At 50.0% G+C, this 13,044-nt stretch carries 7 protein-coding genes and 1 riboswitch; of the genes, 1 reads left to right on the top strand and 6 read right to left on the bottom strand.

The window, feature by feature from the left end; translation table 11 throughout:
- Positions 1-30: 30 nt before the first annotated feature.
- Both ACN0YR_RS22255 and ACN0YR_RS22250 read right to left on the bottom strand, forming a co-directional pair.
- Positions 31-921: a DUF1559 domain-containing protein gene (locus ACN0YR_RS22255; RefSeq protein ID WP_417851410.1), complete on the bottom strand. Its 891-nt coding sequence runs from the start codon at positions 919-921 to the stop codon at positions 31-33.
- Between the two features lie 211 nt (positions 922-1,132).
- Positions 1,133-1,369: riboswitch (cobalamin riboswitch) on the bottom strand.
- A gap of 648 nt (positions 1,370-2,017) precedes the next feature.
- Positions 2,018-3,040, bottom strand: coding sequence for a DUF1559 domain-containing protein (locus tag ACN0YR_RS22250; protein WP_417851409.1), 1,023 nt, complete (start codon positions 3,038-3,040; stop codon positions 2,018-2,020).
- Positions 3,041-3,854: 814 nt separating this feature from the next.
- Between ACN0YR_RS22250 and ACN0YR_RS22245 the strand changes: the two genes are divergently transcribed.
- Positions 3,855-5,318 carry a sulfatase gene (locus ACN0YR_RS22245; RefSeq protein WP_417851438.1) on the top strand — a complete coding sequence of 488 codons (1,464 nt, stop codon included), beginning with the start codon at positions 3,855-3,857 and terminating at the stop codon, positions 5,316-5,318.
- Positions 5,319-5,486: 168 nt separating this feature from the next.
- On the opposite strand, the gene ACN0YR_RS22240 is transcribed toward ACN0YR_RS22245, so the two are convergent.
- The 4 genes from ACN0YR_RS22240 to ACN0YR_RS22225 all read right to left on the bottom strand — a co-directional run bounded on the left by ACN0YR_RS22240 (position 5,487) and on the right by ACN0YR_RS22225 (position 12,948).
- A complete protein-coding gene (locus ACN0YR_RS22240; RefSeq protein WP_417851408.1) occupies positions 5,487-7,007 on the bottom strand; it encodes a CARDB domain-containing protein in 1,521 nt (506 codons plus the stop codon).
- Positions 7,008-7,623: 616 nt separating this feature from the next.
- A complete protein-coding gene (locus tag ACN0YR_RS22235) occupies positions 7,624-8,145 on the bottom strand; it encodes a thermonuclease family protein (RefSeq protein ID WP_417851407.1) in 522 nt (173 codons plus the stop codon).
- 57 nt (positions 8,146-8,202) lie between these two features.
- On the bottom strand, positions 8,203-10,743 hold the full coding sequence (locus ACN0YR_RS22230; RefSeq protein ID WP_417851406.1) for an ABC transporter substrate-binding protein: 2,541 nt from the start codon (positions 10,741-10,743) through the stop codon (positions 8,203-8,205).
- Positions 10,744-11,115: 372 nt separating this feature from the next.
- Entirely contained in the window at positions 11,116-12,948 is a 1,833-nt protein-coding gene (locus ACN0YR_RS22225) for a UbiD family decarboxylase (protein ID WP_417851405.1), read from the bottom strand.
- Between the last annotated feature and the right edge of the window lie 96 nt (positions 12,949-13,044).

The following is a 13,044-nucleotide window of genomic DNA, read 5'->3' as shown; positions in this document are numbered from 1 at the left end:
CTCATTCTGCATAAGGAACTGAATCAACGATTATTCGCGATCATAGAATTTGCCGAGATTGTCCGGGTCACCGTCGGTCACGTATCCGAGTCGGTGTTCATCCATAAGATCGGCCTGTTCTTGTGAAACAAAATTCGGTCCGGGAACCTGAATGGAGAAATTGCGACCAAACGACTTCACATGCCCATCGAGAAACGCAACATTTGCAGAATCGTTGTGGCGGAAGTGAACGTTTGGAAAGTTGCGATCAGGAGCGTCAAGAATCCAGTTCTCTTCGAAGCTGAAAGTGGGAGGTGAAAAAGAGACCGTTCTCACCTGAGCACTATCCGCGAAGGCAATCGTCTCAGTCATTTGAGCAACATCCCGGAAGCGACGAGTCGCTGGTTTAGGATTGTCGACAGCAGCCCAGGTCGGTGGCAGCCAATCGACTCCTGATGATCTAGAAAGCTCGTATCCGTTGAAGGCAAACCCCGATGCTGGCTTTCCGAAGCGAATGTTGTCCATTTGAGATGGACCAAAATCTGGACATTGAAACACCGTGTAATTTGTTTCCATATACGGTGCGAGCGGGCCGTTGGTGTAGTCTAACTGGTCTTCAATGTTCGGTTCATCGTAGTCGACTGTCCCGAACCAGAACTGAGCAGTCCCCTGATTCCCACTAAAGGTTTTGAGATAATTCAAACGTTCGGTGTCTTCGATGACGAACGGCATCATCATTTCGTAATGGACATCTGCATAGTTGTGCATCGCTAAAACGATTTGCTTCAACCGTGATTTACATTGAGCACGGCGGGCAGCTGCACGGGCTTGTTGGACGGCTGGAAGAAGTAGCGCAACCAAAATTGCAATGATCGCAATCACAACCAGCAATTCGATGAGAGTAAAACCTCGCTGAGAGCGAGGACGCCGCAAGAGGAACATGACAAATCTCCGTTGTCGTGACGACACCATCACCGTAGAAAGTCTACGCAGAAACGGTATCGCATTAATTTCAGCAACTTTGGAGAAGAGGACTCAAAAGTGTGAAAGCACTTGAGTCAGGAAGTTTGAATACAGAAAACGCAGAGTGCGCAGCCGTAGACATTCTCCCCACTCACTGGCTCTCAGTGAGACCTATTCCACGAAGGGACTGAAAATCTGTCGACATCTGGGCAGGTCTTCTGGCTTCCGGATCTTCCTACTTGTCGCACCTTCCCGTGAGCACTCAATGAAGTGGATCTTCGCAGTGCCTGATTCACAGTGCTGATTCACAGTGGTGAACGCGACGTTCGTCCTCGGTTACAGCGGCGGGACCGCGACGGAATCACACCGTCTTCCCTATTCTCTTGAAAGCAACACGCTCCCAAGCACCCAAGCCGATATGGTGATCATAAGGGACACAATGAATTCGTCAATCATCTACGGAAAAGAGATTTTGCCCTTCACCGAAGACCGTGTGTCCGCCGGACCTCGTGGTGTAAAAACTTGAATGTGAGTCTGCCTGAACGCGGATCAGGCGGATTGAGAGAATGATCACTGCGAATTTTGAATGTGACCTTCCCAGGAACTATCACGGCAGGCTCAAAATTCAAACTGCTCTCAGAGATATCCCGGCTGAAACACTGTTGAAACAGCTTTGTGTTTCTTCAGTCCGTGACTTATGTCCGTGAAGAGTGTTTTCCACGTGAGGAATCCCTCGAATTCACGAGACGGCACCCGACTTAATCAATCAAAAATAGCGAGCCACCCTGCCAAAAGTGGCTTTCAGGGTGGCTCGACTCAACAAGTTACGGTTTTGCGTCCGGGACATCCTGCATCACCGGAGCATCATCACCCTCACCAGGGTTTTTAGGCGGATCATAACCACCACACCCAGAGACAAATAAGATAGAAACCAATACGGCTGCTTGAAATAATCTGAAAAAATTTAACACAACAACAGATCCTTAAAACACAACCAGTGTGAAAAATGAACCCTGCCTAGAGTGTTCTAAAACCCTCCAGGCAGGTATTAAATTCAGGACAAGGACTCAAACGATTAGAATTCGCCGATGACTTCTCCGTCTTTAATGAAATTCAGATATACGAAAGTTGGCCAGTCGATGTTCTCGCTCAGGAAGCGGATACTTCCATCTGCGAGCAGAAACTGTCCCCCACCCACATGCGAACTGGAGTAGGTCCAGGCGTATGGCTTTCCGACATTGGCTGCATCACAATCGAAGTGGGCGTTAATTCGGTAGCGACAGTTATTGACGTGTCCGGGAGTTGGATCCGGAATGACGCGCCCGTAAGTCCCAACGTGTCGACCTTGCCCCCAGAGTGGCAGGTAGCTTGTACTGGATTTGTCGAGAATTACTTCACCCATTGCAATTGAATTGGATGTTCCATCGGTGAAATCAGCCATTCTTGCAGATCCATTATTTCCAAAGGCTCCGATTCGCCGGACCGTCTTTCCGGTTGGCATGACGACCGTACTGCTCTTGTAGATCGAGTATGTCCGGTATTCCTCCCCACTGTAGCCAGCATTAAAGACGTAACTGGTAAGAGCTCCTTGAGTTGAAGCGTACTCTCCAGTTGCAACGTTTGGAGCTGGTCCTTGATTACTGTCCGATGGGCAAAGAAACGCTGGTATCCGTTGCTGAGTCACTTGATGATTGAGTGTTGGATCCCCCCAAACAGGAGCACTTCCCGCTCTGAGTGCAGGCCCAGAAGCAATATTTGGATCCCATAGATTGTAAAGCGGTCCCTGATCAATGTACGGCAGCAACATCGTAAAACCGGTATGGTTCAGTGAGAATGTCTGCCGATCAGCTGTTTGATTCGCGAGCGTCGGATCTCCTGAGAAAACTTGTCCAGGAGGAAATTGATTGTACACATCGTGGTAATTGTGGAGCGCAAGCCCCAGCTGTTTCAAATTGTTCTTACATTGCGTCCGCCGGGCAGCCTCGCGAGCCTGTTGAACAGCAGGCAGCAGTAAAGCAACAAGAATCGCAATGATGGCGATGACCACCAAAAGCTCAATCAGCGTAAAGCCCCGACGAAATGAGTGGCGCTGAGCCATATTAGCACTTTCAGAAAAAGAGGTACAAAACCTGTCCCATCAGTCACGGGAGAGGACCCGAAATTAATTCCACTTAAAAGCAACCATGTCTTTTGACCTGCCTGTTAGCAGTCTTTAACTCAACGCTTCCGAGACCTCCAAGCTTCTAGAAAAAGGAACAAAATTCAGTACCCTTACTAAACCACGCCTCTTTCAAAAAGTTCTGAAAAAATAAAAAATTAAAACATCAACACCGATCGATGCCTCCTTAGGCAAATTAACAATAGATGTTCCAGGCTGGTCGAAGTGTCTAGACTCAACAATTCAGCGAGAGACGCCCTGAGTTTTATGCCCCATGGCAACCCTCTCCCTGGACGAAGCGACCCGGGTAAGTGAGTCAAAATCAGGAATTCCGGGCTGTGCCAGCTGTGTTCAGCAGAAGAGTGAGTCAGTCACCGAGTACGACAAAACTCATGGAATACGTAGTTCCCCGATCAACAAGCCCCATCACTTCCCGACTTCTTCAGGACGTTCTCTCCATCCTTGTTCAGGCATGAAACTTGACGCACAGAAAGGATCGTTGAGTCTGGTAAAGATCGGCAACCTCAGTCTTGACGAGGTGAAATTCAGCTTTTCGGACCACGTCGAGAGCATCGGCAATGCGATTTTCACGGTCGCGGCAGCCATTGAAATTGCATCGAGTGAGTGGCAAAAACGAGAGCGAAATCATAAAACGAAGCTTCTGCAAAACGAATCTCGTCGAATCCTTAGAGCGAAAGCCGTCTTAATGAGCGTTCGAAAACTGCTGGGACTTTACGCCAGTTCCTTTTTGTTGATGTCGACTCTCTCTCTTGAGAATTTCGTTCCGCAACTGCACGCTGCGGAAAAGCGACCAAACGTCTTGTTCATCATTTCGGACGATCTCAATACATCATTGGGGTGCTACGGCCATCCGCAAGTGACATCACCGAACATTGATCGAATTGCAGAACGTGGAGTTCTTTTTGACCGGGCTTACTGCCAGTACCCGCTCTGTGGTCCGAGTCGAAACTCCATGCTTTGTGGGTTGTATCCGAACAGCACCGGGATTCATCGCAACAGCCAGATTTTCCGCCAAACAATTCCATCTCACCAAAGTCTTTCGCATGCGTTTCGAATGCAAGGATACTTCGCTGCCCGAATCGGGAAGTTGTATCATTATAATGTTCCGAAATCTGTCGGAACGAATGGGCACGATGACCCCGGTTCATGGGAATTGGAATTGAATCCGGCGGGCTGTGATCGCCTCCTTGAAGAGCCAGACATTTTCTCATTGAAGAAGAACAGCTTCGGTGGCACGCTCAGCTGGTACGCCTCTCCGCGTGGTGACAAACTTCACACCGATGGCATGCTGGCCTCTGATGCAGAATGGGTACTTGAACGCTGTGCGAGAGACAAGGACCGACCCTTTTTCATGGCCCTGGGGTTCTTCCGCCCACACACTCCGTATGTCGCTCCCAAGCCGTACTTCAAAGGATACCCGGTCAAGGAGATGCCACTTGTGGAAGGAGTCGAAGAGAGCGTCAAAGACCTCCCGCCTGATGCACTCGGCTCCCACAAGAAAGAGCACGATTTACTTAACGACGACCTACGCCAACAAGCGATTCAAGCATACTTTGCCAGCGTCTCGTTTATGGATGCCCAGGTCGGGCGTGTTCTCGACAAACTCGAAGAACTTGGTCTGGCGGAGAACACGATTGTGGTTTTCACGAGTGATCATGGATACCACCTTGGGGAACATGGACTGTGGCAGAAGATGAGCCTGTTCGAAGAAAGTGCACGGGTTCCGCTAATCATCGCCGGTCCCGGCGTAAAAGAAGCTGGGAAGGTCGCAAGAACACCTGTCGGACTGATCGACTTGTACCCAACCCTCGCCAACATGTGCAACGTCCCGACTCCAGAGAATCTTCAGGGACAGGACCTGACTCCAATCTTGAACGACACCACCAAAGAGGGGCGCGGATGGGCCGTGACTCAGGTGATGCGAGGCGGACGGAATCAGCAGAGATTCGGGTACAGTATTCGAACCCCACGTTGGCGATACACCGAATGGAACAACGGGCAGGATGGTCGTGAGCTCTACGACCACACGAAGGATCCGCTCGAACAAAACAATCTCGCCAAGAACGCTCACCTGGGTGAGATCGTCACCGATCTCTCGAAGAAGCTCAACGAAGCGATCATCGGATCGTTCCCCGAATCGGGTGAGATTCCTCCCGTTAAACAGGGAGTCTGGGCACCGAATTTGACCGATCCTTAAGAGACGTTACTCCATTCGGGCTCTGACAGCCGTTGTCGCTGATATCGTTTGAATGTCCGTAGAATCCTAGAGCAGTTTGCTCTACCGTGTGCCCGTGAAGAACGCATTTCTCTAGTAAAAATGCTGTTCGCCACGAGGCAGAACCTGCAAACCAATCCGAAAGATGCTCTAGAACGATTCCGATTTACGCCATTGGACTAAGTTCGTTGCAATGCTCTCGGGGACTTGATCTTCATCGAGATCAAGAGTTTCGGGACGCTTGCATTCAACAACCGGTGCGACGCTACGGCGACTGGAGATCGACTTCGAGATCGGCTCAACCTGAATATCGAGGTCTTGGCTTCCCTCTTCAGTCCCCTGCATTTCCAGAGATGCTGAAAGTTTTCCCTGTCCAGATTCCAGCGCCCGAGCCTGCAGCAAGGCCCGTCGACTTTGTCCCGGCTCCAGCCGTGTAATTGTGTGCTCGATGTGCTCCCCAAATTTATGGCGGAAGTTCTCTGAGAGATTGACCCGCAACGAAACATTCTCAGCTGCCGCAGTTCCGACATTAGAGATAGTGAACGTTAACGAGAGTGTTTCACCCTGCTTGACGATTCCGACAGGCGTTACTGCCAGCTTAAGTTCAGGAAATGGTTTCGGGAGTTCAGAAATTGGACTTGGAGCAGGGACACGTTTCGGTGGTGGCTCATCGATTTGTGGAAGGACCGGTTCTTCCGGCTCAAGTGGCAATAGAGCTGGCTCTTCGATGACCGGTGCATTGACATTCGCATTCCCGCCGACTCTGGATTTATTACTGACTGTCGTCTGAGTCTCAATTTGCTTTACCGAGTCTGGAATAAGAGTCACCTTCAGAATTTTCCGTTCTTTCCCGGTTAATTTTCCGAGTGACCAGACCAGTTCATCCCCTCGCACAGCTGCTGGTGGTGAAACTTCCGTGACTCGATGAATCGCTGAGATCTGTTCACGTAAAACGACTTCATCAATCGGATCGTTTGAACGATTGGTGACGTAGATTTCATAGGAATATGACTGACCGGTGGTCGTATGTCCTACAGCTTGTTTTTCGACCAGCACTGCTTGCGAGCGAGTCGCCTCGACTCCATCAAATTCTGTTCGAGCACCGGAACTGGTGACGTAAGTCGGCGTAACAGGAACCGTTGCCCCTTGCACGAAGTATGGGGTGAAGTTGCTGGCGAAAAATTGATTTCGCGCGGTCGTTGTCCAGGAGTCTTTTACGAAGGGGTCTCGGTGCCGGATTGGACGTGACTCGAGATTGGCCATTTCGACCTGATCCCAAACATACGGAAGCTCGGTCCGTACCAGTTCTGATCCAGAAAGATTCGAGGTACGACTCTGTATTGGAAATTCACCAACAACAAAAGGGGGTGCGGATGTTGGAAGAACCGGTTCTGGATCAGCCATTGTGAGTAACGACTGAGTCGCCAGGGAGACCTCTTCCCGTTCGGTCGGCGAAGCTGCCAACTTTGGAGCTTCAAAGAAAAAGAGTAACGCCGCAAGCATCACTCCACAAACGCCCGCGATCGATCCAATCGACCAGGCTGGAAACCAGTCACGTTCTTGCTTCAGCAGCCAACGGCCCCGCAGGATGCCACGTTTGCCTGAGATAACCCAGGCAGCAGCTTCCGGGAAGAGATGCCTGGGGCTGGGGATATGATCTGGTTTCGACACGAAGACTCCTTCCCTGTCGAGTCGAGGAATATTATTCGCAACAGGTTGTCTGCTGATTTCTGATAGAGACACAAATTCAATTTGCACACTTCAGAACCAGGATCATCCCTGCTAAACGCTCTAGAGCAATCCGCTCTATCTTTCTGCCTGTGAAGAACGCTTTTCAACAGTGAAATTACTGTTCACCACGAGGCAGAGCGTGAATTACTGATATGAAATTTACTCTCAAATTGATCCGAAAACCTGCATCTGGTATCTCAATAATGAAGAGACCTCTTCGTTGCAAAGGCTTCTGGACAGGTACTTAGTATCAAAAAATCCCCTCACCGGGAACATGAATCCTGAAACTTTTACATTTTACGGTTTTGCCAACTTGAGCAGTTTGCTCTACCGTGTGTCCGTGAAGAACTCATTTCTCTAGGAAAAATGCTATTTGACACGAGGCAGAACCTGCAAACCAATTCGAAAGATTCTCTAGCAAGCAATTCGCACTGGCTTACTGCCTCCACACACAAAAATGCTTTCAAGAGATCATCGATGCATTCTGCCTCGTGAAGTTCAAAGCCTTCTCAGGAAGACCAGTTTCTTGACGGAGAGAAGAATTCACGGGTCCGCTTTACGGTTCCAGTGACCAGATTCCGAGGCGTTTTTCTTTGGCGATTTTCTCTGCTTCGATAAATCGTTTTTTGAAGTCATCACGATATCGATATCGTGGCTCAGCTGTTGCAAGACCGGCAGCGACGAGTTCTTCATTCAGAAACCTGTCATCAACAAATACGAATGCCAGGATTCGCTGATATCTATCATATCGTTCTTTGTCGAAAACAAGTTGCACAGTTCTCCCTTCAACCATATCGACCGTGAATTGAGTCGCTTCATCGCCGAACGGTTGTGGTGGAAGTTTGGGGTGTTTCGTTTCTGGAGTATCGACGCCAATTAAACGAACCCGTCGATCACCATCGATCAGTAGTGTGTCGCCATCGATGACCCGCAGTACGCGTGCTGCCTGCTGGTCGCTGGCAGGTGGAATCTCGTTCTGCTGAAAGTCTCCAAGCCGGTAGGCAACCCAGCAGACCAAAAGCAGAAGTAAGAGAAAGTTGAACGGGCGAGGTTTTCGATATTTCAACCGGGAAGCCATCCTTGAAAATCCTTGAACTCAAATTACGCAAAATCACAATGCATTCAGACTCAGCTTCTACTCAAGGTCCACGATTTCGAATTCTCCCTGCGCGTTTAATTGCGTTCCCCACACCTTATGAGACGCCTGATGTCTCGAAGGACTAAACTGAATGATGGGGCCGATGCCTAAATCTAAATCGCGAATCGAATGCAGCGCATCGATCAACGATTCAGTGTTCAAGTTCGGACCTGCATCGCGAAGTCCTTCAACGAAACATTCAGCAGCAATATAACCTTCAAGTGAAACAAACCCTGGCTCATACTCCGGGTAATACTTCTTGAGGTCTTCTCGGTAGCGACGGACTCCGGTGGCGTTGGAGAGATAGTGAGGGACCACTTGCGTGACAAGAACTCCATCTCCAAACTGAGGGCCAATTTCATTGAATGCCTCAGCGAGTGCCTGACTTCCGACAAACGAAACAGCGCCAAAAACCATCTCTGGTATTTCCGTTTTGATTCTTTTCACGAAGTCCGCTGCAACTTTATATGTTGGCACCATCACAATGGCCCGAACTTTAGCTTGTTCGCTCAAGATCGTGGAAACAGCTTCGTCGATATCCAACTGATTGCGTTCATAGCCGACTCGAATCAGATCATCGCCTTGAATCCCGTGTTCCCGCATCGCTTTCGTGACCCCTTTGAAACCGTCATCCCCGTATGCGTCGTTCTGCGCAAACACAGCGATGTTTTCTGGAGGGATTCTTAAGTTGACGACGAAATGTTTCACCATCGCTGCAGTCTCGTCGATGTAACTGGCACGATAGTTGAAGACGTATCGATCAGGTGGATCTTCTCGAAGAAGACTGGCACCGCTGAATGGGGCGAAGAACAGATACGAATTCTCGCTGGCGTACTTTGAAGTCACCCTGGCTGTGGGAGTTCCAACGTTTCCAATGACTGCAAAAACATCTCTGTCCTCAAAAAAATCCTGCATGTTCTGCAATGCTTTTTCGGGCTGGTAACGATCATCCAGAACTGTCAAGGAGATTTTGCGACCATGAATTCCACCAGCATCGTTGATGCTCTCAAAGCAGGATTTCATCCCGACGACCATGTTTCGCCCCAGTTCTTGACTGGGACCGTTGTAAGCAGTGGAGGTACCGAGATGGATTGTATTTTCAGAGATACCCCGAAACAGTGGAGGAGACGTGGCCTCTTCCGGACCGGTTTCTTGCTGCCCTGAGACTGAGTTTGCAGGACGTCCTTCCTGATTCTTCTCGATATCTTGAAGCAGTGTGATTCCCCAAGTCGCGATTGAGATGACCAAGCATGCGACGGTCACCACTTTGATCCACTTTTTTGAACTCGTTGTAGTTGGGGGGACTTCTATTCTTTGCGTTGCTGAAAACGATTGTGTACTTCCTGAAGGTTGGCCCCCATTCAAAACGGCTTCAAGATCAACGCGAAACTCCTGGGCTGACTGATATCGATCAGCGGACTCTTTCGCCATGGCCCTTTGAATAATGTCGTTGCAAGCCGGTGGCAACTCAGGAAGTTCATCAAGAATATTTGGAGTCGGTCGATGGCAATGCGCAAACATGATCTTCAGATGATTCTGAAGTGAACCGAAGGGGGGGTGACCGGATAGCAGAGCGAAATATGTCGCACCGAGAGAATAAATGTCAGAGGCCGGATTGACTTCGGCAGCCGTGCATTGCTCTGGACTCATGAAATCTGGAGTGCCGAGAACCGTTCCGATTTTCGTTAATGCGGTCTCGTCTGATTGATTGGCCTTTGCCAAACCGAAGTCGAGCAACTTGGCGGACGAATCATCCGTAAGCATGATGTTCATCGGTTTGAGGTCCCGATGAATCAAACCTTGCTGGTGAGCGGCAGCAAGCCCCTTGCAGCAATCAATGATGACCCGTGTTGCCGTTTCCCAATCGAGCCGCCCATGTTCGGAAGAGTTTAGAACCTCACCAAGGTTTTCGCCTGAGACTTTTTCCATGACCAGGTAGTAGGAATCGTTCTCTTCCAGGACATCATAGATGCCGATAATGTTGGGGTGATGAACGGCCCCGACAGCCTGAGCTTCCTGAAGAAGTCGATTGAGAGCGGACTCATCTCCGGCGTGCTTGCGACTCAAAAGTTTCAGGGCCACTTCGCGGAGAATGACTGTGTCAAACGCACCGAAGACGATCCCCATGCCACCGCGACCGAGTACGGAACGGATTTCATATTTTCCAACCTGATCCCCGATAGCCAGATCAATTTCGGTACTCTCGATGGCAGATTCAGTGACATAAGTTTGATCGCCTCTGGTATCCGAGATGGCGTCGAACGCTGCCGAGATAGTCGGTCCATCGAGAGGGAACTTCTTGATGTACTCACTCTTCGAGGGGTTTTCCCCCTGCGCTCGCCTCTGAAGCAGATCAACATTGACGAGTTCTGCCAGAACTTCCGGACGATATTCAGCCGGGACATCAGCCATGAACGATTCCAGATCGGGCTCGGCTCCGTTCTCGAATTCTTTCACAAACCGCAAGCAGAGTTCGCGAGCCGTGATCGTCATGTCGATGCTGGGATCTCGACTCGAGTGCGGATCGGATTTCGACACAAATTGTTCCTTGACCAAGTGTTTTTGCCCGATCGCTCATCGATCTCAGAGGGAATTCCCTTGAATCATATCTCTAAAAATAGACAACGCCAACTCCATTTCGAACGAATGAATCAATCTGAGTGCATCTGAGCTCTGATCGTCCGGATTGAAGTTGGATTGCCCTACTCTTCTTGATGAATCTTGCGTTCGGAACTGGACGGCTACATTGAAATCAGTGCAATTGAGAGGCATCAATGAGCGAATGTTCCATACAAACCGACGAACAAGAACAAGATCACACGAGCTTCAGTTGAACCGCTGTTTCAGGTTCCCGTTCAATATCTTTCTGGCGCCTTTCTTTCTGGTGCGAGCATCAGTCAAGCTTCACCATTACAGAATTCCATGCAGGGGCCCACCTTGAGCAGCGAGTTGGTTGACTCGCTCGGTCACTTTAGGGTCTTCGATCAACGGCGGAGCATGATGCGGTTTGATTCGTGCATCGATGACTAACGCACCACGACAGCCCCAATGCTTGTGTTCTACAAAGGCTCCGATTCCACTGATGTCACGAGCTGGATTCGATCGCGTGAAAGTGACCCACAGAAAGTTGTTCAGATTGCGAGCGGTGAACTCAGCGTCATCGACCAGAAGGATCAATGGGAATGCGTTGAGTGAATGTCCTTCGTCGAAGCTCTCAACGAATCGCTGTAAAGTCCCATCATTCTGGTCCCGACATTCAGGTGCTTCAATGGCTAAAATACCTGGAAGAACAGACATCGGTTTTCTGAACCCTGCTGGCAGATCAAGGTTTGACGGAATCTCAATGGGAAGGTCCCTCTGAATCGCTCCAGCGGCAGCGATGACAACCTTTGAGCCCGAGTTCATGCCATCGCCTGTATAATCGAGCGTGTCGATGGTTGTCTTTGTTTGAAAATGGAGGTCGCGTTTCCAGTCGACGCGACGCAGAACGTGCGCGAGATATCTAGTAATGTCCTCGATATCCAGCCCTGGCTCATCGGCCTCGTCGATAATGAAGAGGTATTTCGCAAGCGAAAGTTGCCCTTGTCCCAGAATAGCGTTTGCTTGCGTCAATATTTCCTGCGGAGCTTTTTCTTCGACGAAAGGCATGTAACGTTCGCTGCCAATGGCAAGCAGAAGTGGATGAACCCCCGCTGCATCGACTGCATGAACAGCTTTGACTCCAGGTAAGACAGAAGGAATCGCCGGGCCAGTGATTTCGTGAATGATTTCCCCAAACGATGTGTCCTCCTGAGGAGGACGACCAACGACCGTGAACGGCCAGATGGCATCATTTCGATGGTAGACGCGATCGACATTCAGAACCGGGAAATCGTGCGTCAAACTATAATAACCGAGATGGTCCCCGAACGGACCTTCCGGCTTCAGGTGATCGGCATCGATGGTCCCTGTGATGCAGAAGTCCGCCTCTGCGATCAGTGGAAGGTGATTTGACTGTTTGACCATTCGCACTCGTCGACCGCCCAAAGCTCCTGCAAATGTCAATTCAGAAAGTCCTTCCGGAAGCGGCATGACCGCAGAGAGAGGCAACGCAGGGGGCCCCCCAATGTAGATGTTCACCTGTAGTGCTTCACCTTTTCGAATCGCAGCTGCATGATGAACGCCAATGCCGCGATGAATCTGGTAGTGCAGGCCAACCTCTTCGTTCTGCTTGTATTCGTTCCCTCCGAGTTGGACGCGGTACATCCCTAAGTTCGACTTTTGCCAGCCGGAGGCATCTGGGTGTTCCGTGTAGACAGCAGGCAGCGTTACAAATGGCCCCCCATCATCCGGCCAGCTAACGAGCTGAGGGAGTTGATCCAGAGTGGTTTGATTCTGATTGACTGGTCCGCGCGAGACATATTTCGGTTGCATCGCCCATGCTGTCGGAAACGCGCGTGCGTACCGCAACGGATGTTTCATCGCCACGGACGGATCGATTTTCAGCTCGACGAGACGTTTGACCATTTCCAACGTGTCGCGAAAGAGGAATCGCGTACGATCCATCGTTCCGTAAAGGTTGCTGACCATCGGAAACCGGCAACCTTTGACGTTCTCAAAGAAGAGTGCCGGGCCATTGGCTTGGAAAACCCGACGCTGAATTTCCGCAGCTTCAAGATGCGGATCGATTTCAGTTGAAATCCGTACCAGATGACCGTGCGATTCAAGGTCTTCAACACATTGTTTAAGATTTCGGTAACCCATCAGTTCCGCGAGCGTTTGAGTTTTAATATGGACATGGTCTCTCTGAGATTGTAGCGAGTTTACGGAAACGTTCAGTGTCCTCTCGCCAGATTCCCC

The sequence above is a fragment of the Thalassoglobus sp. genome (assembly GCF_048270125.1).
GTDB lineage: Bacteria > Planctomycetota > Planctomycetia > Planctomycetales > Planctomycetaceae > Thalassoglobus.
This window is presented reverse-complemented; position numbering and strand designations above follow the sequence as displayed.

Excerpts from the sequence above, each read along its gene's own strand:
- ACN0YR_RS22255 (WP_417851410.1), bottom strand. The coding sequence starts at position 921 with ATGTTCCTCTTGCGGCGTCCTCGCTCTCAGCGAGGTTTTACTCTCATC.
- ACN0YR_RS22250 (WP_417851409.1), bottom strand. The coding sequence starts at position 3,040 with ATGGCTCAGCGCCACTCATTTCGTCGGGGCTTTACGCTGATTGAGCTT.
- ACN0YR_RS22245 (WP_417851438.1), top strand. The coding sequence starts at position 3,855 with ATGTCGACTCTCTCTCTTGAGAATTTCGTTCCGCAACTGCACGCTGCG.
- ACN0YR_RS22235 (WP_417851407.1), bottom strand. The coding sequence starts at position 8,145 with ATGGCTTCCCGGTTGAAATATCGAAAACCTCGCCCGTTCAACTTTCTC.
- ACN0YR_RS22225 (WP_417851405.1), bottom strand. The coding sequence starts at position 12,948 with ATGGGTTACCGAAATCTTAAACAATGTGTTGAAGACCTTGAATCGCAC.